The 25714-nt window shown below is 61.6% G+C and carries 23 protein-coding genes and 5 tRNA genes; 14 read left to right on the top strand and 14 right to left on the bottom strand.

All coding sequences use genetic code 11. The features are described 5' to 3' along the window. Positions 1-16: 16 nt before the first annotated feature. The 7 genes from IFT75_RS06145 to uvrB form a co-directional block, all read right to left on the bottom strand. Positions 17-454: an acyl-CoA thioesterase gene (locus tag IFT75_RS06145; RefSeq protein WP_122479254.1), complete on the bottom strand. Its 438-nt coding sequence runs from the start codon at positions 452-454 to the stop codon at positions 17-19. A 122-nt stretch (positions 455-576) separates the two neighbouring features. Beyond that, a tRNA-Glu gene (locus IFT75_RS06140) sits at positions 577-652 on the bottom strand. 43 nt (positions 653-695) lie between these two features. Further along, a tRNA-Ala gene (locus IFT75_RS06135) sits at positions 696-771 on the bottom strand. A 52-nt stretch (positions 772-823) separates the two neighbouring features. Beyond that, a tRNA-Glu gene (locus IFT75_RS06130) sits at positions 824-899 on the bottom strand. Positions 900-968: 69 nt separating this feature from the next. Beyond that, a tRNA-Ala gene (locus IFT75_RS06125) sits at positions 969-1044 on the bottom strand. Between the two features lie 242 nt (positions 1045-1286). After that, positions 1287-2765: a glutamate--tRNA ligase gene (gene gltX, locus IFT75_RS06120; protein ID WP_122479255.1), complete on the bottom strand. Its 1479-nt coding sequence runs from the start codon at positions 2763-2765 to the stop codon at positions 1287-1289. 219 nt (positions 2766-2984) lie between these two features. Next, the gene (uvrB, locus tag IFT75_RS06115) at positions 2985-5000 is read right to left on the bottom strand and encodes an excinuclease ABC subunit UvrB (RefSeq protein WP_192053793.1); all 2016 of its coding nucleotides are present in this window, start codon (positions 4998-5000) and stop codon (positions 2985-2987) included. Positions 5001-5288: 288 nt separating this feature from the next. Here uvrB and IFT75_RS06110 point away from each other — a divergent pair, with 288 nt between their 5' ends. The 13 genes from IFT75_RS06110 (at position 5289) to IFT75_RS06050 (ending at position 19257) form a co-directional block, all read left to right on the top strand. After that, positions 5289-6485: an amino acid aminotransferase gene (locus IFT75_RS06110; protein WP_192053791.1), complete on the top strand. Its 1197-nt coding sequence runs from the start codon at positions 5289-5291 to the stop codon at positions 6483-6485. 60 nt (positions 6486-6545) lie between these two features. Continuing rightward, a tRNA-Asn gene (locus tag IFT75_RS06105) sits at positions 6546-6621 on the top strand. Between the two features lie 144 nt (positions 6622-6765). Next, on the top strand, positions 6766-7776 hold the full coding sequence (locus IFT75_RS06100) for a ligase-associated DNA damage response exonuclease (protein WP_192053789.1): 1011 nt from the start codon (positions 6766-6768) through the stop codon (positions 7774-7776). Beyond that, positions 7773-9482 (top strand): ATP-dependent DNA ligase, encoded by a 1710-nt coding sequence (locus IFT75_RS06095; RefSeq protein ID WP_122479259.1) that lies wholly within the window; start codon positions 7773-7775, stop codon positions 9480-9482. The genes IFT75_RS06100 and IFT75_RS06095 overlap by 4 nt, the downstream gene beginning before the upstream one ends. Before the next feature lie 256 nt (positions 9483-9738). Continuing rightward, positions 9739-10521, top strand: a complete 783-nt coding sequence (locus tag IFT75_RS06090; protein ID WP_192053787.1) for a transporter substrate-binding domain-containing protein — start codon at positions 9739-9741, stop codon at positions 10519-10521. 69 nt (positions 10522-10590) lie between these two features. Continuing rightward, positions 10591-11319 carry an ABC transporter permease gene (locus IFT75_RS06085; protein ID WP_192053784.1) on the top strand — a complete coding sequence of 243 codons (729 nt, stop codon included), beginning with the start codon at positions 10591-10593 and terminating at the stop codon, positions 11317-11319. Then, positions 11316-12026, top strand: a complete 711-nt coding sequence (locus IFT75_RS06080; RefSeq protein ID WP_122479262.1) for an ABC transporter permease — start codon at positions 11316-11318, stop codon at positions 12024-12026. The genes IFT75_RS06085 and IFT75_RS06080 overlap by 4 nt, the downstream gene beginning before the upstream one ends. A 9-nt stretch (positions 12027-12035) precedes the next feature. Next, positions 12036-13151 (top strand): succinylglutamate desuccinylase/aspartoacylase family protein, encoded by a 1116-nt coding sequence (locus IFT75_RS06075; RefSeq protein WP_192053782.1) that lies wholly within the window; start codon positions 12036-12038, stop codon positions 13149-13151. A 13-nt stretch (positions 13152-13164) separates the two neighbouring features. Beyond that, entirely contained in the window at positions 13165-13929 is a 765-nt protein-coding gene (locus IFT75_RS06070) for an ABC transporter ATP-binding protein (RefSeq protein WP_185793914.1), read from the top strand. Between the two features lie 171 nt (positions 13930-14100). Then, positions 14101-15873: an N-acetylglutaminylglutamine amidotransferase gene (locus IFT75_RS06065; RefSeq protein ID WP_192053780.1), complete on the top strand. Its 1773-nt coding sequence runs from the start codon at positions 14101-14103 to the stop codon at positions 15871-15873. Between the two features lie 3 nt (positions 15874-15876). Further along, a complete protein-coding gene (gene ngg / locus IFT75_RS06060) occupies positions 15877-17619 on the top strand; it encodes an N-acetylglutaminylglutamine synthetase (protein ID WP_192053778.1) in 1743 nt (580 codons plus the stop codon). 107 nt (positions 17620-17726) lie between these two features. Further along, positions 17727-18917: an osmoprotectant NAGGN system M42 family peptidase gene (locus tag IFT75_RS06055; protein ID WP_122479267.1), complete on the top strand. Its 1191-nt coding sequence runs from the start codon at positions 17727-17729 to the stop codon at positions 18915-18917. 112 nt (positions 18918-19029) lie between these two features. Beyond that, positions 19030-19257 carry a YheU family protein gene (locus tag IFT75_RS06050; protein ID WP_192053776.1) on the top strand — a complete coding sequence of 76 codons (228 nt, stop codon included), beginning with the start codon at positions 19030-19032 and terminating at the stop codon, positions 19255-19257. 3 nt (positions 19258-19260) lie between these two features. On the opposite strand, the gene csrA is transcribed toward IFT75_RS06050, so the two are convergent. Continuing rightward, positions 19261-19458, bottom strand: a complete 198-nt coding sequence (gene csrA / locus IFT75_RS06045; RefSeq protein WP_043187251.1) for a carbon storage regulator CsrA — start codon at positions 19456-19458, stop codon at positions 19261-19263. Between the two features lie 218 nt (positions 19459-19676). Next, complete coding sequence (locus tag IFT75_RS06040; RefSeq protein ID WP_122479269.1) at positions 19677-20009, bottom strand: YnfA family protein; 333 nt, start codon at positions 20007-20009, stop codon at positions 19677-19679. Positions 20010-20177: 168 nt separating this feature from the next. On the opposite strand from IFT75_RS06040, the gene IFT75_RS06035 reads away from it, so the two are divergent. Next, positions 20178-20336 carry a DUF3309 family protein gene (locus tag IFT75_RS06035; RefSeq protein WP_122479270.1) on the top strand — a complete coding sequence of 53 codons (159 nt, stop codon included), beginning with the start codon at positions 20178-20180 and terminating at the stop codon, positions 20334-20336. A gap of 102 nt (positions 20337-20438) precedes the next feature. Here IFT75_RS06035 and IFT75_RS06030 read toward each other — a convergent pair whose 3' ends face one another. From IFT75_RS06030 to IFT75_RS06010, 5 genes are all read right to left on the bottom strand, one after another. Next, positions 20439-22097 (bottom strand): cation acetate symporter, encoded by a 1659-nt coding sequence (locus IFT75_RS06030; protein ID WP_192053774.1) that lies wholly within the window; start codon positions 22095-22097, stop codon positions 20439-20441. After that, a complete protein-coding gene (locus IFT75_RS06025; RefSeq protein ID WP_122479272.1) occupies positions 22094-22405 on the bottom strand; it encodes a DUF485 domain-containing protein in 312 nt (103 codons plus the stop codon). The genes IFT75_RS06030 and IFT75_RS06025 overlap by 4 nt, the downstream gene beginning before the upstream one ends. Positions 22406-22658: 253 nt before the next feature. Continuing rightward, positions 22659-23513 (bottom strand): glycine betaine ABC transporter substrate-binding protein, encoded by an 855-nt coding sequence (locus tag IFT75_RS06020; protein ID WP_122479273.1) that lies wholly within the window; start codon positions 23511-23513, stop codon positions 22659-22661. Between the two features lie 154 nt (positions 23514-23667). Next, positions 23668-24447 carry an ABC transporter permease gene (locus IFT75_RS06015; RefSeq protein ID WP_122479274.1) on the bottom strand — a complete coding sequence of 260 codons (780 nt, stop codon included), beginning with the start codon at positions 24445-24447 and terminating at the stop codon, positions 23668-23670. Then, positions 24444-25376 (bottom strand): ABC transporter ATP-binding protein, encoded by a 933-nt coding sequence (locus IFT75_RS06010; RefSeq protein ID WP_122479275.1) that lies wholly within the window; start codon positions 25374-25376, stop codon positions 24444-24446. The genes IFT75_RS06015 and IFT75_RS06010 overlap by 4 nt, the downstream gene beginning before the upstream one ends. Positions 25377-25714 lie beyond the last annotated feature (338 nt).

Below are 25714 nucleotides of genomic sequence, written 5' to 3'. Positions count from 1 at the left end.
CCAAGAATTGATGGCTCTAGGGCTCGATGGCTATCGCCGAGCCGTACCCTTCCAGAAACTGCGGCGGCATGCGTTTGGGCTTGCCGCTGGACAGCTCGATGCACACGAAGGTAGTGCGGGCCCGCAGCAGCACCGCACCATCGCGCGGACGCAGCAGCTGGAATTGGCGTGTCATTTTCAGGCGGCGGTCCCAATCGAGGATCCAGGTACCCAGGTGCAGCTCATCGCCTTCGTGGGCACTGGCCAGGTAGTCGATCTCATGGCGCACCACGGCCATGGCGCGATCCAACTGGCGGTAGGTTGCCAGATCCAGACCCAGGTGCTGCGAGTGCTGCCAGGCGCAGCGCTCGAGCCAGGTTACGTAGACTGCATTGTTGGCATGCCCGAGGCCGTCGATGTCGTCGGACTGCACCTGGAGCTGGATAACGAAGGGGGTGGGCCGATCCCAGTTCATGGGCGCTCCTGAAGAATTGGGCGGTGGCGATTCAGGAATGGGCGATTATTGCGAGGGCAGAAAAACAAAAGGCTCATTCAATAATCGAATGAGCCTTATAAGTCCCGCAGAGCGGGTAATCGTGGCGTCCCCTAGGGGACTCGAACCCCTGTTACCGCCGTGAAAGGGCGGTGTCCTAGGCCACTAGACGAAGGGGACGCAAAACCTTCAGTCAAGCCCGCTGTTGCGGACTCCGGCAAATTGGTGGAGCTAAACGGGATCGAACCGTTGACCTCTTGCATGCCATGCAAGCGCTCTCCCAGCTGAGCTATAGCCCCGAATTTATCGCCCTGCGGCGGAATGCCGACTTCACTGGCATTTCTGTACAACTGGCGTCCCCTAGGGGACTCGAACCCCTGTTACCGCCGTGAAAGGGCGGTGTCCTAGGCCACTAGACGAAGGGGACATACCTTCTACCAAGATCAGTCTGGAACTGATCGGCTCGTCATCAGCACGTGACATCGAACCTGGAATTTGGTGGAGCTAAACGGGATCGAACCGTTGACCTCTTGCATGCCATGCAAGCGCTCTCCCAGCTGAGCTATAGCCCCAAACAGTGTGTTGCTGTGTGGACGGGGCGCATATTAAGACGACCTCGCCAGGGTGTCAAACTTATTTTCAGAATTATTCTGAAGTTTTTTATCGCGATTACAGGGACTTACCGGTTTTGCTGGGTTTGGGCGAGGAGCGACGCGGCTTGCGCCGCTGCTACAGGGATCGCGGTGCATCGGATGCACGTGCGGTGTGCCGGGCCCGCGATCTTCTGTAGCAGCGGCGCGAGCCGCGTCGGGGGTCAGGCGATTGCAGCCAGGAGCTTCTCCCACTCCTTGTTTTCTTTCTTGGAGACGCCGCCGAGCAGGTCGAGGGCCTGGCGCAAGCGGAAACGGGTCAGGTCCGGGCCGAGGATTTCCATGGCATCCAGAACCGACACCGAGCTGGCTTGCCCGGTGATTGCGGCGAACATCAGCGGCATGGCGTCGCGCAGTTTCAAACCAAGCGACTCGACCACGGCCTGGATGGTCGCGGTGATGCGTTCCTTGTCCCACTGGCGCAGGCTTTCCAGCTTCCACAGGATCAACTGCATCAGCTGCCGCACCTGGTCCGCAGAGAGTTTCTTGCTTTCGAACAGGCGCGCGTCCAGCTGCAGCCCGCCGGCGAAGAAGAAGCCACCCAGCGGAACGATCTGACTGAAGGTTTCCACCCTGCCCTGCACGTGGGGAGCGATCTTCATCATGTAGTCAGGGTTGAAAGCCCACTGTTGTACCCGTGCGGCGAACTGTTCCACCGGCAGCTCGCGCAACCACTGGCCGTTGAGCCACGAGAGCTTCTCGATATCGAAGATCGGACCGCCCAGGGATACACGGGAAAGATCGAAGTGCTCGACCATTTCAGCCAGGGAGAACTTTTCGCGCTCGTCGGGCATCGACCAGCCCATGCGGCCCAGGTAGTTGAGCATGGCTTCAGGCATGAAACCCATGCGCTCGTAGAACGTGACCGAGGTCGGATTCTTGCGCTTGGACAGCTTGCTCTTGTCAGGATTGCGCAGCAGCGGCATGTAACACAGTGCCGGTTGCTCCCAGCCGAAGTATTCGTAGAGCTTCATCAGTTTGGGCGCCGAGGGGAGCCATTCTTCACCGCGCAGTACGTGGGTGATACCCATCAGGTGGTCATCGACCACGTTGGCCAGGAAGTAGGTGGGCAGACCGTCGGTTTTCATCAGGACCTGCATGTCCATGCGGTCCCACGGGATTTCGACATCGCCGCGCAGCATGTCCGGGACCACGCAGACGCCCTCGGTAGGGACCTTCATGCGGATGACGTGGGGCTCGCCTGCTGCCAGGCGACGCTGGACTTCCTCGGCCGATAGCAACAGGGCACGACCGTCGTAGCGCGGGGTTTCGCCCCGGGCGGTTTGTTCGGCGCGCATCTGGTCGAGTTCTTCGGCCGTGCAGAAGCAGGGGAACGCGTGACCCATGTCGACCAGTTGCTGGGCGTACTGCTTGTAGATGTCGCCCCGCTCGCTTTGCCGGTAAGGGCCGTGAGGGCCGCCTACGTCCGGGCCTTCGCTCCACTCGATGCCCAGCCAGCGCAGGGCGTCGAAGATCTGCTGCTCGGACTCGCGGGTGGAGCGCAACTGGTCAGTGTCTTCGATGCGCAGGATGAATTCGCCGCCATGCTGTTTGGCAAAGCAATAGTTGAACAGGGCGATGTAGGCCGTGCCGACATGGGGGTCGCCGGTGGGCGATGGGGCGATACGCGTACGAACGGTCATGAAGGGTCTCGAGCAGGTTGAATCGAAACGCCGATGTTAGCAGGGCTTGGGGGCAAGGCTCCAGAATCGTGTGGCGACGGGCATGGGTGCTCGGCTGGGAACGCAGTGCGGCCTTCGCGGGCAGAGGGCTCGGCCGCCCGCCCCGCTCCCACATGGGGGCGGGCTGGTTGGTGCTTTTCTGTGGGAGCAGGTTCTACCCGCGAAGGGGGCGACGCGGTGTCAGACCTTGAGCAGGCGCTCGCGCAGTTTGCCGATTTCGTCGCGCATCTGTGCTGCCGCTTCGAACTCCAGGTCCCGTGCCAGCTGGTACATCTTCTCTTCCAGCTGCTTGATGCGCTTGGTGATCTCGCTCGGCGAGCGCAGCTCGTTCTCGTAGCGTGCGTTTTCCTCGGCAGCCTTGGCCATGCCCTTGCGCTTCTTGCTGCGCGAGCCGGGCACGGTGGCGCCTTCCATGATATCGGCGACATCTTTGATAACGCCCTTGGGCACGATGCCATTGGCCTCGTTGAAGGCGATCTGCTTCTCGCGACGGCGCTCGGTTTCGCCGATGGCACGCTCCATCGAACCGGTCATGCGATCAGCATACAAAATGGCACGCCCATTGAGATTTCGCGCGGCACGGCCAATGGTCTGGATCAGCGAGCGGTCGGAGCGCAGGAAACCTTCCTTGTCGGCATCCAGAATCGCCACCAGCGAGACCTCGGGCATGTCCAGGCCTTCGCGCAGCAGGTTGATCCCCACGATCACGTCGAACGCGCCCAGGCGCAGGTCGCGAATGATCTCCACCCGCTCCACGGTGTCGATGTCCGAGTGCAGGTAGCGCACGCGCACGTCATGGTCGGCCAGGTAATCGGTAAGGTCTTCGGCCATGCGCTTGGTCAGCACGGTAACCAGAATGCGATCATCGGTTGCGACGCGCTTGCGGATCTCGGACAGCAAGTCATCCACCTGGGTCAGCGCCGGCCGCACTTCCACCTGCGGATCGACCAGGCCGGTCGGGCGCACCACCTGCTCGATGATGCGCCCCGCGTGCTCGGCCTCGTAGTTGCCGGGGGTAGCAGATACGAAGATGGTCTGCGGGCTCACCCCTTCCCACTCGTCGAAACGCATCGGCCGGTTATCCAGCGCCGACGGCAGGCGGAAGCCGTACTCGACCAGGGTTTCCTTGCGCGAGCGGTCGCCCTTGTACATCGCACCCACCTGCGGAACGCTGACGTGCGACTCGTCGATCACCAGCAAGGCGTCGGCTGGCAAATAATCGTACAACGTGGGCGGAGCGGCGCCCGAAGGGCGGCCGGAGAGGTAGCGCGAATAGTTTTCGATGCCGTTGCAATAGCCCAGCTCGAGGATCATCTCGAGATCGAAGCGGGTGCGTTGCTCCAGCCGCTGGGCTTCCACCAGCTTGTTCTTGTCGCGAAAGTAGTCCAGGCGCTCCTTGAGCTCTTCCTTGATGCCTTCCACAGCGCCGAGCAGGGTCTCGCGCGGAGTAACGTAGTGGCTCTTGGGGTAGAAGGTGAAGCGCGGCAGTTTGCGCGTGACCTCGCCGGTCAGCGGGTCGAACGCGGCGATGTTCTCGACCTCGTCATCGAACAGCTCGATACGGATGGCTTCAAGATCGGATTCGGCCGGGAACACATCAATGACGTCGCCGCGCACACGGAACGTGGCGCGGGCGAAGTCCATTTCGTTGCGGGTGTATTGCAGGTCGGCCAGACGGCGCAACAACGCGCGCTGGTCGAGCTTGTCGCCGCGGTCCACGTGCAGGACCATTTTCAGATAGGTTTCAGGGCTGCCCAGGCCGTAGATGCACGACACCGTGGTGACGATGATGGCGTCCTTGCGCTCGAGCAGTGCCTTGGTGGCGGACAGGCGCATCTGCTCGATGTGATCATTGATCGAGGAATCCTTCTCGATGAAGGTGTCCGACGACGGCACGTAGGCTTCGGGCTGATAGTAGTCGTAATAGGAGACGAAATACTCGACGGCGTTGTTCGGGAAAAACGCCTTGAACTCGCCGTACAGCTGAGCTGCCAGGGTCTTGTTGGGCGCCAGCACCAGTGTCGGACGCTGCACCTGGGCAATCACGTTGGCAATGCTGAACGTCTTGCCCGATCCGGTTACCCCCAGCAATGTCTGGTGCGCCAGCCCTGCCTCGATACCCTCCACCATCAGGCGAATGGCTTCCGGCTGATCGCCAGCAGGCTCGAAACGGGTAACGAGTTGGAACTGGGACATGCCACACCTCATGAGTCGCACCAGCCGGACATTTTCCGACTGTATTTATAGACAGTACTTAACCCTAGTTTGCGCCTGTTCCTACGAGTTTCAAGGGCAAGGCCCAAGACCTCCGGTAAACGCGGGACCAATGGTCGAAAATAAATCGGCAAAAACAGGTAAAACCAGGTGCAACCTGTCGCCCCGTCAGCCAAGCGTCTTTATACTGACATCCCACTCGCGCACCGCTTCGCGCAGCATGGATGAAGCGTGCACCCTTCCTTACTCCCGATCAGAGCTACGGTAAAAATGAGCCTGTTTTCCGCTGTCGAATTGGCACCCCGCGATCCTATCCTGGGCCTCAACGAAGCATTCAACGCCGACACCCGCACCGACAAGGTGAACCTGGGTGTGGGCGTGTACTGCAACGAAGAGGGGCGAATTCCCCTGCTGCGCGCGGTGATCGAAGCCGAAGCGCAGCGCGTTGCACAGCACGCGGCCCGTGGCTATCTGCCCATCGACGGCATCGCTGCCTACGACAAGGCCGTACAGACCTTGATATTCGGTGCCCAGTCGCCCCTGCTGGCAGCGGGCCGTGTGGTCACCACGCAGGCCGTTGGCGGTACCGGCGCCCTGAAGATCGGTGCAGATTTCCTCAAGCAGCTGTCGCCCGATGCGGTCGTCGCGATCAGCGATCCGAGCTGGGAAAACCACCGTGCGCTGTTCGAAGCTGCAGGCTTCAGTGTCCGCAACTACCGCTACTATGATGCGACCAGCAACGACGTGAACCGTTCAGGCATGCTCGAAGACCTCGACGCCCTGCCCGCAGGCTCCATCGTTGTGCTGCACGCATGCTGCCACAACCCCACCGGGGTCGACCTCAACGCGGCGGACTGGGTCAACGTGTTGGATGTGGTCAAGCGCAAGGGCCACGTGCCGTTCCTCGACATGGCTTATCAGGGCTTTGGCGACGGCATCGAGGAAGACGCGGCGGCCGTGCGCCTGTTCGCCGAGTCGGGCTTGAGCTTCTTCGTTTCCAGTTCGTTTTCCAAGTCGTTCTCGCTGTATGGCGAGCGGGTGGGTGCGCTGTCGATCGTCACCCAGTCGAGCGACGAGCGCGCGCGCGTGCTGTCGCAGATCAAGCGGGTCATTCGTACCAACTACTCCAACCCGCCGACCCATGGCGCGATGATCGTCGCCAACGTGCTCAACAGCCCCGAACTGCGAGCCATGTGGGAAGCCGAGCTGGGCGAGATGCGCCAACGCATTCGCGGCATGCGCCTGCAAATGGTCGAGGGCCTGGCTGCCCAGGGCGCCAACCGTGACTTCACCTTCGTCGCTCGCCAGGCGGGGATGTTTTCGTATTCCGGGCTGAGCGCCGAGCAGGTCGGTCGCCTGCGCAGCGAGTTCGGCATTTACGCGCTGGATACCGGGCGCATCTGCGTGGCCGCCTTGAACCAAAGCAATATCGGCGGCGTGATCAAGGCCATCGTCAAGGTGCTGTAACAACCTTGCTAAGGGGAAGGCTTGACTTCCCCTTAGCAATCAGTAACATACGCAGCAGATTCCGCGATAGCTCAGTTGGTAGAGCAAATGACTGTTAATCATTGGGTCCCTGGTTCGAGTCCAGGTCGTGGAGCCAGATTCTGAAACAAGCCCCTCATCGCAGGGGCTTTTTCATGCCTGCGTCACGGGCCACGCGCAGCGCTCGTCAAGGCGTATGCCTTCGAACTTTCCCCTGCCCCACCCCCTCATAACAACACACCCATTACCTGGCCGACCTGCCATGGATCTTGTCGTCGCTCGTCCCGAAGGTCTGTATTGCACCGCCGGGGATTTCTATATCGATCCATGGAAGCCCGTCGAGCGCGCGGTGATCACCCATGGTCACGGCGACCACGCGCACACGGGCAACCAACACTACCTGGCCGCAGCACCCGGCGAAGGCATCCTGCGCACTCGCCTGGGCCAGGAGATAAATCTGCAATTGCTCGAGTACGGCGAAGTCCTGCAGCACAACGGTGTGACCTTGAGTTTCCATCCTGCCGGACACGTACTGGGCTCGGCCCAGGTCCGCCTGGAATACAAAGGTGAGGTGTGGGTAGCCTCGGGCGACTACAAGGTCGAGCCGGACGGTACGTGCGCGCCCTTCGAGCCAGTGCGTTGCCACACCTTCATCACCGAATCGACCTTCGGCCTGCCGATCTATCGCTGGCAGCCGCAAGCGGAGATCTTCGAGGAAGTGAACCAGTGGTGGCGAGCCAACGCCGAGCAAGGCAAGGCCAGCGTGTTGTTCGCCTACGCCTTCGGCAAGGCCCAGCGCTTGCTGCATGGCATCGATGCCAGCATCGGACCGATTCTGGCCCACGGCTCGGTCGAACCGCTCAACCGCGTCTACCGCGATGCCGGTGTCTATATTCCGGAAACCCAATACGCCGGGGACTTCAAGAAAACCGACCCGGCACTGCGCAACGCGTTGATCATCGCCCCGCCCTCGGCCGGGGGCAGTACCTGGATGCGCCGCTTTGGTGAGTACAGCGACGCCTTCGCCAGTGGCTGGATGCGTCTGCGCGGTACCCGCCGCCGCCGTGGTGTGGATCGAGGCTTCGTGCTGTCCGACCACGCCGACTGGCCAGGCCTGCTCTGGGCCATCGAGCAGACCGGAGCCGAGCGGGTCATGGTCACCCACGGCTCGGTAGAGGTGCTGGTGCGCTATCTGCGCGACATCGGCCTGGACGCACAGGGGTTCACCACTGAGTACGGCAATGAAGAGGAACCTCAGGAGGTCGCGTCTTGAAAGCTTTCGCGCAGTTGTATGCCAATCTCGACGAAACCACCTCGACCAATGCCAAGCGCCAGTTTCTGGAAGATTACTTCCGTCAGGCGCAACCGGCCGATGCTGCCTGGGCGGTGTACTTCCTTTCCGGTGGCCGTCCACGGCAGCTGGTGCCGACCAAGATCTTGCGCGAGCTGGCGATCAAACTGGCGAACGTGCCCGAGTGGCTGTTCGAAGAAAGCTATCAAGCCGTAGGTGACCTGGCCGAGACCTTCTCGCTGTTGCTGCCCGAAGCTGAGCAAAGCAGCGACGAAGGCCTGGCCTGGTGGCTGGAAAACGCCCTGCTGCCCCTGCGCGGGCTGCCGCCCGAGGAGCTCCACGCGCGCTTGCCGCCGCTGTGGGCGCAGCTGGATCGGGCCAGCCTGATGCTGTGCCTGAAGCTGATCACCGGCAGCTTTCGCGTCGGTGTGTCGAAGCTGTTGGTCACCCGCGCGCTGGCGCAGATGGCCGGTATCGACAGCAAGCGCGTCGCCCAGCGCCTGGTGGGCTACACCGACCTGTCGCACCGTCCGGTCGCCGAAAGTTACCTCAAGCTCATCGCCCAGGAATCGGCGGACGAACATGCCCAAAGGGGTGGCCAGCCCTACCCGTTTTTCCTCGCCCACTCTCTGCAGCAACCGGTCGATCAGTTCGACACCTTGCTGGGCCCCAGCAGCGACTGGCAGGTGGAATGGAAGTGGGATGGGATTCGCGCCCAGCTGGTCAAGCGCGAGGGGCGCTTGTGGATCTGGTCGCGCGGCGAGGAACTGGTATCGGATCGCTTCCCGGAGCTGCACTCACTGACCGCGAGCCTGCCTGACGGTACGGTCATCGACGGTGAGATCGTGGTCTGGAAAACCCCGCCAGCAACCGATGTGGCACCTGAACATTTCAGCCTGGACGAGTCATCGAGTGCGTCGGCCGATGCACCCGCCGTGCAGCCGTTCGCCCTGCTGCAGCAGCGCATCGGCCGTAAAACCTTGAGCAAGAAAATCCTTGAAGAGATTCCGGTGGTGGTGCTCGCCTACGATCTGCTCGAATGGGCAGGGGAAGACTGGCGCAACCGCCCGCAGCACGAACGTCGCACGCGGATGGAACAGGTCATCGCGCAGGCCGCCGACCCCGTGCTGCGCCCCTCGCCGGTATTGACCGGCGACGATTGGCAAGACCTCGGCCGACAGCGCGAAGCGTCGCGCGCGCTGGGTGTGGAAGGCATGATGCTCAAGGCCCGCGATTCGCTGTATGGCGTCGGCCGCACCAAGGACATGGGCACCTGGTGGAAATGGAAGGTCGACCCGTTCAGCGTCGACGCGGTATTGATCTATGCCCAGGCCGGCCACGGGCGCCGGGCGAGCCTGTACAGCGATTACACGTTCGCCGTGTGGGATGGCCCACCCGAAGCGTCCGAGCGAACGCTGGTGCCTTTCGCAAAGGCCTATTCCGGATTGACCGATGAAGAAATGCGCAAGGTCGACGCGATCGTTCGCAAGACCACCGTGGAGAAGTTCGGCCCGGTGCGCAGCGTGACCCCGACGCTGGTCTTCGAATTGGGCTTCGAGGGCATTGCCTTGTCCAAGCGCCACAAAAGCGGTATTGCGGTGCGCTTCCCGCGCATGTTGCGCTGGCGCCACGACAAACCGGTGGCAGAAGCGGACAGTCTGGCGACCCTGCAGGACCTGTTGGCCTAACCCTTCTGAATGCACCGTCGAGGTGCATTTTTTTGCCGTGGATTATTTCAGGGCATTGCTGTACCAATGACGCGCAGCGCGGACATCCAAGCGGACTCGGGCCATGGCAAAACTTGCTGCCACGCGACACAACCTTGCTCAGAGCGGTCTGCACTGGGACTATGGTGCGGAAATTGCTATCAAAATGATGTCTGGCACTTGCCGGTAACGCACATCGCCCTCACCAACGCATTCAACTGGTTTTAAGGACTGCACGATGAAAAAAGCATTGCTGACCCTTTCTGCTCTGGCCCTGGCGTTTTCGGCCGGCAGCGCAATGGCCAAGGAATACAAGGAGTTGCGCTTCGGGGTCGATCCTTCCTACGCACCGTTCGAATCCAAGGCCGCCGACGGCAGCCTGGTGGGTTTCGACATCGATCTGGGCAATGCCATCTGCAAGGAACTGAAAGTGACCTGCAAGTGGGTCGAAAGCGATTTCGACGGCATGATTCCGGGCCTCAAGGCGAAGAAATTCGATGGCGTGATTTCCTCGATGACCGTCACCCCGGCGCGGGAAAAAGTCATCGACTTCTCCAACGAACTGTTCTCGGGCCCGACTTCGTTGGTGTTCAAGAAAGGTGCAGGCCTGAGCACAGACCTGGCCTCGCTCAAGGGCAAGACCGTGGGCTACGAGCAAGGCACCATTCAGGAAGCCTACGCCAAGGCCGTGCTCGACAAGGCTGGCGTTAAGACCCAGGCCTATCAGAATCAGGACCAGGTCTACGCCGACCTGATTTCAGGTCGTCTCGACGCGTCCATCCAAGACATGTTGCAGGCCGAGCTGGGCTTCCTGAAGTCGCCACAGGGTGCTGGCTATGAAGTCAGCGAGGCTATCGACAGCGAGCTGTTGCCGGCCAAGACGGCCGTGGGTATCGCCAAAGGTAACAAGGAACTCAAGGCGTTCATCGATAAAGGTATCAAAGCGTTACATGATGATGGCACCTACAGCGAAATCCAGAAGAAACACTTCGGTGAGCTGAACCTGTACAGCGGTAAATAAACCCCCGCGATGACAGCGCCCATTCCCGCTCGGGGATGGGCGTTTTTTTGATCGGCAAAGGCCAGATTCATGTTCGATGACCTTTTGCAGTACCTCGGGTTGTCTGCGTTCAGCTTGAAGGGCTTCGGCCCGTTGCTGCTCGAGGGCACCTGGATGACCATCAAGCTTTCCCTGCTCTCGCTGCTGGTCAGCGTGGTGCTGGGCCTGCTCGGCGCCAGCGCCAAGCTGTCCGGCGCCGCGGCGCTGCGCGTGCCTGCGCAGCTCTACACCACCCTGATTCGCGGCGTGCCCGACCTGGTGCTGATGCTGCTGATTTTCTACAGCCTGCAGACCTGGCTGACCGGTATTACCGAAGCGCTGGAATGGGACTACATCGAAATCGATCCTTTCGCCGCTGGGGTCATCACCCTGGGTTTCATCTACGGCGCCTATTTCACCGAGACCTTTCGCGGTGCCATGCTGGCAGTACCGCGCGGGCAACTCGAAGCGGCCACGGCCTATGGCCTCAAGCGCTCGCAGCGCTTTCGCTATGTCGTGTTTCCGCAGATGATGCGCTACGCCCTGCCCGGTATCGGCAATAACTGGATGGTCATGCTCAAGGCCACGGCGCTGGTGTCGATCATCGGCCTGGCCGATCTGGTGAAGGCCGCCCAGGACGCGGGCAAGAGCACTTATCAGTTGTTCTACTTCCTGGTGTTGGCCGCGCTCATCTACCTGTTGATCACCAGTGCCTCCAACATCGCCCTGCGCTGGCTTGAACGACGCTACAGCGCGGGCACCCGGGAGGCCCTGCGATGATCGAGCTTCTTCAAGAATACTGGCGACCGTTCCTCTACTCCGACGGGCAGAACATCACCGGCCTGGCGATGACCCTGTGGCTGCTCACTGCCGCCCTGGTGATCGGCTTCGTGTTCTCGGTGCCGCTGTCGATCGCACGGGTCTCGAATCGGCGCTGGGTACGCTGGCCAGTGCAGTTCTACACGTACCTGTTCCGCGGCACCCCGCTCTATATCCAGCTGCTGATCTGCTACACCGGCATCTACAGCCTGGAGGCGGTGCGCGGGCAGCCTCTGCTCAACGACTTCTTCCGCGACGCGATGAACTGCACGGTGCTGGCATTCGCGCTGAACACCTGTGCGTACACCACGGAAATCTTCGCCGGGGCCATCCGCAGCATGAACCACGGTGAGGTCGAAGCGGCCAAAGCCTACGGCCTCAGCGGTTGGAAGTTGTATGCCTACGTGATCATGCCGTCCGCCCTGCGCCGTTCGTTGCCCTACTACAGCAACGAAGTGATCCTCATGCTGCACTCGACCACGGTGGCGTTCACCGCCACCATCCCGGACATTCTCAAGGTCGCGCGTGACGCCAATTCGGCGACCTTCCTGACCTTCCAATCCTTCGGTATCGCCGCGCTGATCTACCTGACCGTCACCTTCGCTCTGGTCGGACTGTTTCGCCTGGCCGAACGCCGCTGGCTGGCCTTTCTCGGCCCGACGCACTAGGACCTGAACATGCAACACGACATTCATGAACTGCTGGCTCCGCTGCCGGGCACCGCGCGCCAGATACACAGCTTCAGCTACGGCCCGAGCGGTGCCGGCAAGGTCTATATCCAAGCCTCGCTGCATGCCGACGAGCTGCCGGGGATGCTCGTCGCCTGGCACCTGCGTCAGCGCCTGGCCGAACTGGAAAGCGCCGGGCAACTGCGCTGGCAGATCGTGGTGGTGCCCATCGCCAACCCGGCCGGGCTCGACCAGATCGTCATGGACACCCCCATGGGCCGCTACGAGCTGGAAACCGGCGAGAACTTCAATCGCCGTTTCGTCGACCTGGCCGATCAGGTCGGGTGCGCCGTCGAGAGCCTGCTGGGTGAGGATGTGGCACGCAATACCGCGTTGATCCGCACGCATCTGCGCGATGGGCTGAACCGGCTGCAGCCCGCCACCGCCCTGCAGTCGCAGCGCCTGACCCTGCAGCGCCTGGCGTGCGACGCCGATATGGTGCTGGACCTGCACTGCGACTTCGAAGCCGTGCAGCATCTGTACACCACGCCCGAGGCCTGGCCGCAGGTAGAGCCGCTGGCGCGCTATCTGGGCGCCCAGGCCAGTCTGTTGGCCACCGATTCGGGCGGGCAGTCGTTCGACGAGTGCTTCAGCCTGTTGTGGTGGCAGCTGCAGCAACGTTTCGGCGAGCGCTTCCCGATCGCCATGGGCAGCTTTTCGGTCACTGTCGAATTGCGCGGCCAGGGCGACGTCAACCATCCGATGGCCAGCGGCGACTGCCAGGCCATCCTCGACTACCTGGCCAGCGTCGGTGCCATCGACCGCCAGCCAGCCGACCTGCCAGCGTTGCTCGCTGCGGCAACGCCGCTGGCTGCCGTAGAACCGGTGACCGCGCCGGTGGGTGGGCTACTGGTGTACAGCGCGGTGCCCGGACAGTACCTGGAAGCCGACCAGTTGATCGCCGAGATCATCGATCCGCTGAGCAATACGGTTACCCCGGTGCGCAATCGGCAGCCTGGCCTGATGTACGCCCGCTCGCTGCGGCGCATGGCCACCGCTGGCATGCTGGTGGCCCATGTCGCGGGTACCCAGGCCTGCCGCAGCGGCTATCTACTTCAACCTTGAGGACGTGTTGCGCATGTACAAACTGACCATCGACGGCCTGCACAAGAGCTATGGCGACAACAAGGTGCTCAAGGGCGTCTCGCTCAAGGCCAGCACGGGTGACGTGATCAGCCTGATCGGCGCCAGCGGCTCGGGCAAGAGCACCTTTTTGCGCTGCATCAATTTTCTCGAGCAGCCCGACGACGGCGCCATGAGCCTGGATGGCAAGCCGATCCAGATGATCAGCGACCACGGCGGCATGCGGGTTGCCGACGCCGAAGAATTGCAGCGCCTGCGCACGCGCCTGGCCATGGTGTTCCAGCACTTCAACCTGTGGAGCCACATGACCGTGCTCGACAACATCACCATGGCGCCACGCCGGGTGCTGGGCATCGACAAGGACGAAGCGCGGGCCCGCGCGTTGCGCTACCTGGACAAGGTCGGCTTGCCTGAGCGGGTTGCCAGCCAGTATCCAGCGTTCCTCTCCGGCGGCCAGCAGCAACGCGTGGCCATCGCTCGCGCACTGGCCATGGAACCGGAGGTCATGCTGTTCGACGAACCTACCTCGGCGCTCGACCCGGAGCTGGTGGGTGAGGTGCTGAAGGTGATCAAGGGCCTGGCCGAGGAAGGCCGGACCATGATCATGGTCACCCACGAGATGAGCTTCGCCCGCGAAGTCTCGAGCCAGGTGCTGTTCCTGCATCAGGGGCTGGTCGAGGAAGAAGGCCCACCCTCCCAGGTGCTGGCCAATCCGAAAAGCGAACGCCTCCGGCAGTTTCTCAGCGGTAATCTCAAGTAGCCGTCAAGCGCCGCCGACCTGTGGGAGCGGGTTCTACCCGCGAATGCTTACCCGGCGACTTATCGCCCTTATAACCGATCGTTCTAAAACTCTCGCTACCCGCCTCGGTCAGTTTCATACCTGGCCGAACTTAACTCGGCCATTCCCCAACGGAAAAACCGGTAAGGACTTATGTGCGGATTAGCTGGTGAGTTGCGCTTCGACTTTCAACCTGCGGACCTTGCGGCCGTGGAACGCATTACCCATGAACTGGCCCCACGCGGGCCGGACGCCTGGGGTTTTCAGGCGCAAGGGCCGATTGCCCTGGGCCATCGCCGCCTGAAGATCATGGACCTGTCGGACGGCTCCGCGCAGCCGATGACCGACGCCCAGCTGGGCCTGAGCCTGGCGTTCAACGGTGCCATCTACAACTTTCCCGAACTGCGCAGCGAGCTGGAAGCGCTGGGCTACAGCTTCTATTCGGGCGGCGACACCGAGGTGTTGCTCAAGGGCTATCATGCCTGGGGCGAAAAACTGCTGCCCAAGCTCAACGGCATGTTCGCCTTTGCCATCTGGGAGCGCGACACGCAACGTCTGTTCATTGCCCGCGACCGTCTGGGCGTCAAGCCGTTGTACCTGTCGCGCACCGACAAGCGCCTGCGCTTCGCTTCGGCCCTGCCGGCGCTGCTCAAGGGTGGCGACATCAGCCCGATTCTCGACCCGGTGGCGTTGAACCACTACCTGAACTTCCACGCCGTAGTGCCTGCGCCACGGACGTTGATCGCGGGCATCGAAAAGCTGCCGCCAGCGACGTGGATGCGCATCGATGCCAACGGCAAGACCGAACAGCAAACGTGGTGGACCTTGCCCTATGGGCCCCATGCCGACGAAGCCAACCTGACCCTTGAAGACTGGCGCGACCGTGTGCTGGAAAGCACCCGCGAAGCGGTCGCCATTCGCCAGCGGGCCGCCGTGGATGTGGGCGTGCTGCTGTCCGGCGGCGTCGATTCGAGCATGCTGGTAGGTCTGTTGCGCGAAGTGGGCGTGAAGGATCTGTCGACCTTCTCCATCGGCTTTCAAGATGCCGGCGGCGAACGTGGCGACGAGTTCCAGTATTCCGACCTGATCGCCAAACACTACGGTACTGAGCACCACCAGCTGCGCATTGAGGAGCGAGAGATCATTGAGCAGCTGCCCGCCGCGTTCCGCGCGATGAGCGAGCCGATGGTCAGCCACGACTGCATCGCCTTCTACCTGCTCTCGCGGGAAGTTGCCAAGCATTGCAAGGTCGTGCAGAGCGGCCAGGGCGCCGACGAACTGTTCGCAGGCTACCACTGGTACCCACAAGTGGACGGCGCCAGCGATCCGTACCAGGCCTATCGCGATGCGTTCTTCGACCGCAGCTACGACGACTACGCCGCAACCGTGGCACCCAAATGGCTGACCGCCAACGATGCTGCCGGTGATTTCGTGCGCGAGCACTTCGCCATGCCCGGCGCCGATGCAGCGGTGGACAAGGCCTTGCGCCTGGACAGCACAGTGATGCTGGTCGACGACCCGGTCAAACGCGTCGACAACATGACCATGGCCTGGGGCCTGGAAGCGCGCACGCCGTTCCTGGACTATCGACTGGTCGAACTTTCCGCGCGGGTTCCGGGCAAGTTCAAGCTGCCCGATGGTGGCAAGCAGGTGCTCAAGGAAGCGGCGCGGCTGGTGATTCCGAGCGAAGTCATCGACCGCAAGAAAGGCTATTTCCCGGTGCCTGGCCTCAAGCATCTCGAAGGCGACACACTCAACTGGGTGCGCGACCTGCTGTTGGACCCCAGCCAGGACCGCGGCCTGTTCAACCCGACCATGCTCGACCGTCTGCTGACCGATCCGCAAGGCCAACTCACGCCGCTGCGCGGCTCCAAGCTGTGGCAGCTGGCGGCGTTGAACCTGTGGCTCAGCGAACAAGGACTCTGATCGATGAAAGCTCATGCCACGGCATTCAACCAGCGCTTGCAGCGCGGCCAGTCGCCGTCCTACGAGCGCTTGCAGGCGCGGCTGGCCGAAGAAGGCCATAGCGACGACCTGCAACAACGACCGTTGCACTGCGGCTGGGGCCGCGTGCTGATCGGGCATACCTACCCCGACGCGGACGCCCTGGCTGCCGAGCTGCTCAACGAACAACCGGGTGAGCGGGACATCGCTCTGTACGTTGCCGCGCCGCAGCAGGTGTTGGCCAAGGCGCCTCAACAACTGTTCCTCGATCCGTCCGATACCCTGCGCCTGTGGTTCAGCGATTATCGACCCGCGCAGCGGGTGTTTCGTGGGTTCCGTATTCGTCGGGCGCAGAGCGATGGCGATTGGCAGGCCATCAACCAGCTTTATCTCAAGCGCAAGATGCTGCCCATCGACCAGAGCCTGCTGACCCCACGACATCAGGGCGGGCCGGTGTACTGGCTGGCCGAAGATGAAGACACCGGGCATGTGATCGGCAGTGTCATGGGCCTCAACCATGCCAAAGCCTTTCGAGATCCGGAAAAAGGCAGCAGCCTGTGGTGCCTGGCCGTCGACCCACGTTGCACACGCCCAGGTGTGGGCGAAGTGCTGGTGCGGCATCTGGTCGAGCACTTCATGAGCCGCGGCCTGGCCTACCTCGATCTGTCGGTGATGCACGACAACCGCCTGGCCAAGAACCTCTACGCCAAGCTGGGCTTTCGCAACCTGCCCACCTTCGCCATCAAGCGCAAGAACGGCATCAACCAGAAACTGTTCCTGGGCCCCGGTCCGCAGGCCGATTTCAATCCCTACGCGCGGATCATCGTCGACGAGGCGTTTCGCAGGGGCATCGATGTGCAGGTGGACGACGCCGAGGCTGGTCTGTTCACGCTGGCGCACGGTGGCCGGCGCATCCGTTGCCGCGAATCATTGTGCGACCTGACCAGCTCGGTGAGCATGACCCTGTGCCAGGACAAAAGCCTGACCCACAAGGTGCTCAGGGCCGCTGGCCTGAGCCTGCCGGCGCAGCAGCTGGCCGGCAGTGCCGACGACAACCAGGACTTCCTCGACGAACATGGCCGGGTGGTGGTCAAGCCGCTCGACGGTGAGCAAGGCAACGGTGTGGCCGTGGACCTGAGCACACTCGACGAGGTGCAGCAGGCCATCGAGCATGCTCGCCAGTTCGATAGCCGGGTCCTGCTCGAAAGCTTCCATGAAGGGGTTGACCTGCGCATCGTGGTCATCGGCTACGAAGTGGTTGCGGCAGCCATCCGCCGGCCGGCGCAGATCATTGGAGACGGGCACACCGACATCGGCACGCTGATCGATGTGCAGAGCCGCCGTCGCCAGGCGGCCACTGGCGGCGAGAGCCGGATTCCGCTGGACCAGGAAACCCTGCGCACCGTGCAGGCCGCCGGTTTCGATATGCACAGCATTCTGCCCAGCGGCCAGACGCTGACAGTGCGCAAAGCGGCCAACCTGCACACCGGCGGGCATCTGGAGGACGTCACGCAGATTCTCCACCCGGTACTGGCCGACGCAGCGGTACGTGCCGCTCGCGCGCTGGACATACCGGTGGTGGGTCTGGACCTTTTGGTTCCGGCCGCCGACCAGCCGGAGTACGTGTTCATCGAAGCCAACGAGCGCGTGGGCCTGGCCAACCACGAACCGCAACCGACGGCAGAGCGCTTCGTCGATCTGCTGTTCCCGCACAGCGGTCCCAGGTAAACGCCCGCATGGAGCCTGCCGCGGCGACCCGCACAGGCTCCGCGCTGAAACGCTACCGGGATCGTGACGAAGCGGTCCCCATAACCCTATCCACCTCAGGAGTTTCCATGACAGCCAAAATTCCCGAACCGGATATCCAGTACTTGCAGAAAGTGCTGCTGGAAATGCTCGCCATTCCCAGCCCTACCGGGTTCACCGATACCATCGTGCGCTACGTCGCCGAACGCCTCGAAGAGCTGGGCATTCCCTTTGAAATGACACGCCGCGGTACCATTCGCGCGACTCTCAAAGGCAAGCAGAATTCACCGGACCGCGCTGTGTCTGCGCATCTGGACACCATTGGCGCCAGCGTACGGGCGGTGCAGGACAACGGTCGCCTGTCACTGGCGCCGGTAGGCTGCTGGTCGAGCCGCTTTGCCGAAGGCAGCCGTGTGAGCGTTTTCACCGACAGCGGCGTGATCCGCGGCAGCGTGCTGCCCCTGATGGCCTCCGGGCATGCGTTCAACACCGCCGTCGACCAGATGCCAGTGACCTGGGACCATGTCGAGTTGCGCCTGGATGCCTACTGCGCGACGCGTGCCGACTGCGAGTCGCTGGGGGTGAACATCGGCGACTATGTGGCGTTCGATCCACTGCCCGAATTCACCGACAGCGGCCACATCAGTGCCCGCCATCTGGACGACAAGGCAGGTGTTGCCGCGCTGCTGGCATCGCTCAAGGCCATCGTCGAGAGCGACTACGAGCCTCTGATCGATTGCCATCCATTGTTCACCATCACCGAGGAAACCGGCTCTGGCGCGGCGGCGGCTCTGCCGTGGGACGTCAGTGAGTTCGTCGGCATCGACATCGCACCTGTCGCACCCGGCCAGCATTCGAGCGAGCACGCCGTGAGCGTGGCCATGATGGACTCCGGTGGCCCCTACGACTATCACCTGTCGCGGCATCTGTTGCGGCTCGCCGACGAGAACGAACTGCCGGTGCGGCGCGACCTGTTTCGCTATTACTTCAGCGACGCTCATTCGGCCGTCACGGCGGGCCACGATATTCGCACCGCGCTGCTGGCGTTCGGCTGCGACGCAACCCATGGCTATGAACGCACGCACATCGACAGCCTCAGCGCGCTGAGCCGCATTCTTACGGCCTACATGCTGAGCCCGCCGGTGTTCGCCAGCGATGCGAAGCCGAACAACGGCTCGCTCGAGCGTTTCAGTCATCAGCTGGAGCACGACGCGCAGATGGAATCGGACACCCGCGTACCTGCGGTCGAAGATGTGCTGGGGCAGAAATCCAGCCATTGATCGGCCCGATCCAACCGGACCACCGCCGCCCTGCCCCTTGCCGCTGCCTGGCTTGGGGCCTCGGGCAGGCGCGGCACTGTTACAATGCCGGTCTACCCTGTGAGCGCCGAACATGCTGATTCCCTACGACCACCTCGAAGCCGACACCCTGACCCGCCTGATCGAAGATTTCGTGACCCGCGACGGAACCGACAACGGCGATGAGACACCCTTGCCCACGCGGGTCGAACGCGTGCGTCATGCACTGGCCAAGAAACAGGCGTTCATCGTTTTCGATCCGGAGAGCCAGCAGTGCACGCTGATGCTCAAGCACGACATAGCGCCCGAGCTGTTCGACTGAGCGTCACACCACCGGCACCTCCTTGGCATGCTTGCCGTGCTTCTCCTGGATTCGCCGATAGACCTCGGCACGGTGCACTTCCACGTCCTTGGGCGCCTGGATGCCGAAGCGCACGGTGTTGCCCCGCACGTCCAGCACCTTGATCCAGACGTCATCGCCGATCGAGATCAGCTCGCCTACATGTCGCGTCAATACCAGCATGGCTTTGTTCCCTCAAATGAATGCTTCTTGAGGGTGGACCCTGTTTTCGACCATCACAAGGCAAGCAGAGCAATACAGTTTAAGCCTACGAAAGTTAGTAAATTCCCTGTCAGATATTTCGCACTTGCAGCAGGCAAGCCGTCACTTAGTTGTACCGATCCATACACTTCAAGCTGTCTTTGTATGGATATTTACAATCTTGGCCACACTCGCCGCTCCTAGCCCTGTTGCAGCTTCGGCCCCCACAGGATGATGCTCGCCCCCAGCACGCACAACGTTGCGCCGAGCCAGTCGAAGGTCTGCGGCCGAACTTTCTCGACCACGGCCAGCCACCCCAGCGAAGCAACGATGTAGATGCCACCGTAGGCTGCATACGCACGGCCGGCATAGGCGGCTTCCACGCGCGTGAGCAACAGCGCGAAACAGGTCAGGCTCAGCACGCCTGCCAATGCCCACAGTGCGCTCTTGCCCATCCGCAGCCAAAGGTAGAAGGCATAGCAGCCGGCGATCTCGAAAAGGGCGGCCAGCAAAAACCACGCATAATTGAGCACTCGAACTCTCCAGAGCGAATATCGGCCCGCGAGAATACGCCAGCCCAGACCCGGCTCGGAAACATTTTTAAATCTTTGGGACTTTTTACGGCAGGTCATAGTCCGAGCTATTAGGCGGACGAGTGCTACTGGCTCGCTGACGAATCATCTCATTGTCCAAATAAGGAAATCGCCATGGGCACCATACTGATCATCGTTCTGATTCTGCTGTTGATTGGCGGATTGCCAGTATTCCCGCACTCCAGAAGTTGGGGTTATGGCCCGTCGGGTATCATCGGTACTGTACTGGTCATCCTGCTGATCCTGGTATTGCTCGGCAAGATATAATCTTGCCGATGTGCAGCCTGCACCGGGCCGCACAGCAGAAATGAAAAAATCCGATGCCCTCGCGGGCATCGGATTTTTTTTGCTTGCAGCGTGGTGCAGGTATCAGTGGGAGACTGCCCCGCTGGAACCCAGACCGGTTTGCGAACGCACGAACTGCGGGTAGAACAGCGCACGCTCTTCGTCAGCGGCTGCCGACTTGTCGGTGATCGAGAAGAACCAGATACCGATGAAGGCGATGGCCATCGAGAACAGAGCTGGGTACTCGTAGGGATAGATCGGTTTGTCGTGATGCAGAATCTGCACCCAGATGGTCGGGCCGAGAATCATCAGCGTCACGGCGCTGATCAAGCCCATCCAGCCACCGATCATGGCGCCGCGAGTGGTCAGGTTCTTCCAGTACATCGAGAGCAGCAGGACCGGGAAGTTGCAGCTGGCCGCGATCGAGAACGCCAGGCCCACCATGAAGGCGATGTTCTGGCTTTCGAATGCGATACCCAGGCCGATCGCCAGGACACCGAGGCAGACGGTGGTGATCTTGGAAACGCGGATCTCGTCCTTATCGTTGGTCTTGCCTTTCTTGATGACGCTGGCGTACAGGTCGTGGGACACCGCCGAAGCACCGGCCAGGGTCAGGCCGGCCACCACAGCCAGGATGGTGGCGAAGGCCACGGCCGAGATGAAGCCAAGGAAGATGCTGCCGCCGACCGCATCGGCAAGGTGCACCGCGGCCATGTTGTTACCACCGAGCAAGGCACCGGCTGCGTCCTTGAACGCCGGATTGGTGCTGACCAGCAGAATCGCGCCGAAGCCGATGATGAAGGTCAGGATGTAGAAGTAGCCGATGAAGCCCGTTGCGTAGAGCACCGACTTGCGGGCTTCCTTGGCATCGGAAACGGTGAAGAAGCGCATCAGGATGTGCGGCAGGCCAGCCGTACCGAACATCAGCGCCAGGCCCAGCGAGAAGGCCGAGATCGGATCTTTCACCAGCCCACCGGGGCTCATGATGGCTTCACCCTTGGCGTGCACCTTGATGGCTTCGGAGAACAGCACGTTGAAGTCGAAGTCGACGTGTTTCATCACCATCAGGGCCATGAAGGACGCACCGGACAGCAGCAATACCGCCTTGATGATCTGTACCCAGGTGGTCGCCAGCATGCCGCCGAACAGCACGTACAGGCACATCAGGATACCCACCAGAACCACGGCCACGGCGTAGTCGAGGCCGAACAGCAGCTGGATCAGCTTGCCGGCACCTACCATCTGCGCGATCAGGTAGAACGCCACCACCACCAGCGAACCACAGGCCGACAGGGTACGGATTTCTTTCTGCTTCAGGCGATAGGACGCCACGTCGGCAAAAGTGTACTTGCCCAAGTTGCGCAGACGCTCGGCGATCAGGAACAGGATGATCGGCCAGCCCACCAGGAAGCCGATGGAGTAGATCAGGCCATCGTAGCCGGAGGTGAACACCAGCGCGGAAATCCCCAGGAAGGACGCCGCCGACATGTAGTCGCCGGCAATTGCCAGGCCGTTCTGAAAACCGGTGATCTTGCCGCCGGCGGCGTAGTAGTCCGCGGCTGACTTGTTGCGCTTGGAGGCCCAGTAGGTGATGCACAGGGTGGCACCGACGAACAGCACGAACATGATGATCGCCGCCACGTTGAGCGGCTGCTTCTGCACCGCGCCGGTCAGTGCATCAGCCGCCATCACGCTTGGAGCCAGGGCGAATGCGCCCAGTGTTGCCAATAGACGCCGCATCATTGCTTGGCCTCCTGCAGGATCAGGCGATTCAGGTCATCGAACTCGCCATTGGCGCGCTTGACGTAGATACCGGTCAACACGAAGGCGGAAAGAATGAGGCCGACACCGATGGGAATGCCCCAGGTGATCGACGATTCAGGACTGATCTTGGCGCCCAGGATGTGCGGGCCGTAGGCAATCAAGAGGATGAAGGCCGAATACAGTCCAAGCATGATTGCTGAAAGTATCCAAGCGAACTTCTCTCTTTTTCTCACCAGCTCCTTGAAGCGTGGGCTGTTTTGAATCGAGAGGTAAATGCTGTCGTTCATTGTTTTTGTCCTCGCAGCATAGATGGATAGAACGTATTCCACTTTAGGCTGCTCTGGAGCGCACTCCAGACGACCTTAGTAGTAGATCGGAGCCTGAAAATGAAAAAAGGTCGCCCTGAGGCGACCTTTCATGGTTCAACGTAGGAGCGGTCAGTGACCGCGAAGGCTGCACCGCGGTTGACCAGATATAACGCAGTGCCTGGTTCGCGGCCGATGACCGCTCCTACAGGCGGCCCTTTTGGGGGTTACTTGGTTACTTGGCGGTCCACTCGGCCACACGGTCAGGGTGCTTGTCGACCCAGGCCTTGGCGGCGGCATCAGGCTTGGCACCGTCCTGGATGGCCAGCATGACTTCGCCGATTTCGTCCTTGGACGACCACTGGAACTTCTTCAGGAAGGCAGCCACTTCCGGCGCCTTCTTGTCCAGGCCCTTGCTGCCGATGCTGTTGACGGTTTCCGCAGCGCCGTACACGCCTTTAGGGTCTTCCAGGAAGCGCAGTTTCCATTTGGCGAACATCCAGTGCGGCACCCAACCGGTCACGGCAATGGATTCGTTGGCCTTCTCGGCACGGGTCAGCTCCGAAATCATGCCGGCGCCGGAGCTGGACTGAAGCTTGTAGGTGGACAGGCCGTAGTCCTTGATCGCCTGATCGGTCTTGAGCATCACACCCGAGCCCGCGTCGATGCCCACGATGCGATTCTTGAAGGTCTCGTCGGTCTTGAGGTCGTCGATGGTCTTGGCCTTGACGTATTCAGGCACGATCAGGCCGATCTTGGCGTCCTTGAAGTTGGGGCCGTAGTCGACCACCTTGTCCTTGTTCTTGGCCCAGTACTCGCCGTGGGTCACCGGCAGCCAGGCAGAAAGCATCGCGTCGAGTTTGCCGGTGGCCACGCCCTGCCACATGATCCCGGTGGCCACTGCCTGCAGCTTCACGTCATAGCCCAGCTTCTGCTTGATGACTTCGGCGGCGACATGGGTGGTGGCAACGCTGTCCGACCATCCGTCGACGTAGCCGATGGTGACTTCCTTGGCGGCAGCGCTGGCCCAGCTACATCCCATGGCCAGAACCAGAGCAGCACTGGCTCCGAGAACTTTCTTCATGTTCATTCTGCTTCCCCGATAAGGCTGCGCGCGACGAATGCCGCACGGCATATGTTGGCGTCCTGATCATCGACTTCGCGCGCCGATGATCATGCTCCACCTACGACCTTGAACCGTCGAGAAACGACATGGCCGGGCCTTGCGGTCCGGCCGGGGGAACTCAGCTGCGCATGCCGCGGCCGCTGACCAGCAACTTCACGCAGGCGAAGTACAGCACCACCGTGGCCACCAGCATGAATGCCACCGCCACGCCGATACTGATGTCCGAGACGCCAAGGATGCCGTAGCGGAAGGCATTGACCATGTGCAGCACCGGATTGGCCAGGGACACGGTCTGCCAGAAAGGCGGCAGCAGGCTGATCGAATAGAACACCCCACCCAGGTAGGTCAAGGGTGTGAGGACGAAGGTCGGCACGATGGAGATGTCGTCGAAGTTGCGCGCGAACACCGCGTTGACGAAGCCCAGCATGGAAAAGATCGTGGCGGTCAGCAGCACCACCAGCACCGTGATGCCCAGGTGATGCACCTGCAGATCGGTGAAGAACAACGACAGTGCGGTGACGATGATCCCGACCATCAAGCCGCGCAACACCCCACCCGCGACATAGCCGATCAGAATGGTGTGCGGCGACAGTGGCGAAACCATCAGCTCTTCGATGGAGCGCTGGAACTTGGCGCCGAAGAAACTCGAGACCACGTTGCCGTAGGAGTTGGTGATCACCGACATCATGATCAGCCCCGGCACGATGTACTCCATGTAGCTGAAGCCACCCATGCCACCGATCTGCTTGCCGATCAGGTTACCGAAGATGACGAAGTACAGCACCATGGTGATGGCTGGCGGCAGCAGGGTCTGCGGCCAGATCCGCGTGAAGCGCCGCACTTCGCGGTAGACGATGGTGTTGAGAGCGACCACATTGGCCTGGAATTCGGAACTCATACCGCAACCTTCCTCAGATTCTTCTCCACCAGAGACACGAACAACTCCTCCAGGCGATTGGTCTTGTTGCGCAGGCTCAACACCGGAATGTTCAACAGCGCCAGCTGGCCGAACAGCGAGGTGATGCCGATCTCCTTGTCGACCTGCACTTCCAGCGTCTGCGGATTGACCAGGGTGCAGGGGTAGCCTTGCAACTGCGGCGCCGCGTTGAGCGGCTGGCCCAGATCGAGCAGAAAGGTCTCCACGTGCAGGGTGCCGAGCAGTTCACGCATGCTGGTGTTCTGGACGATGGTGCCGTGGTCGATGATGCCGATGTTGCGGCACAGCTGCTCGGCCTCTTCCAGGTAATGGGTGGTGAGGATGATGGTGATGCCTTTTTCGTTCAGCTCGGTGAGGAAGCCCCACATCGAACGCCGCAGTTCGATGTCGACGCCGGCGGTGGGCTCATCGAGAATCAGCAGGCGCGGCTCGTGGATCAGCGCCCGTGCGATCATCAAGCGCCGCTTCATGCCGCCCGACAGCGAGCGCGACGGCGTATCGCGCTTGTCCCACAGCCCCAGCTGGGTCAGGTACTGTTCGGCACGCTGCTTGGCGACCTTGGCCGGAATCCCGTAGTAGCCGGCCTGGGTCACGACGATGTCGAAGGTCTTCTCGAACTGGTTGAAGTTGAACTCCTGAGGCACCACGCCAATGCTGCGCTTGAGCGCTGCCGGCTGGCGGTCCAGGTCGTTGCCGAAGATGTTGACCGTGCCGCTGGTCTTGTTGACCAGGGTGGAAAGAATACCGATGGTGGTCGATTTGCCTGCGCCGTTGGGGCCCAGCAGTGCGAAGAAGTCGCCTTCCGCTACGTCGAGGTCGATGCCGCTGAGGGCCTGAAACCCGTTGCCGTAGGTCTTGGTCAACTGTCGAATGGACAGAGCAGAACTCATAAGGGGTCTATACGCCGTGTTGAGAGTGGTGATGAAGTAAGGGCGACTGCGATGATTTGCAACCAGATGTGTAACAACTGACTCCATGATGGGCGCGGTGACCGCCCCCGTAAAGTGACTGCTGTCGATAGTGCACATCAGTCCCACGCGTGCCGCGAGCGCCCATGCAGATAGGGCCACAGCGGCCAGCGAACGTTCCGGGCAACTGCCTCCGGCCGTCTGCGCCGCGAACTCCCCTACCCTGCAACGGTCACTATCCAGGCAAGTACCGGATCTGTCCCACACCGAAGCTTACGTGCCTGGCCACCGTTTTCCCGTCTGCCGCCCCGTGTCGACGG

This window comes from Pseudomonas sp. CFBP 8758 (assembly GCF_014841725.1).
Classification (GTDB): domain Bacteria; phylum Pseudomonadota; class Gammaproteobacteria; order Pseudomonadales; family Pseudomonadaceae; genus Aquipseudomonas; species Aquipseudomonas baltica.
Note: the sequence above shows the minus strand (reverse complement) of the source record. Positions and strands in the feature narration are given on the sequence as shown.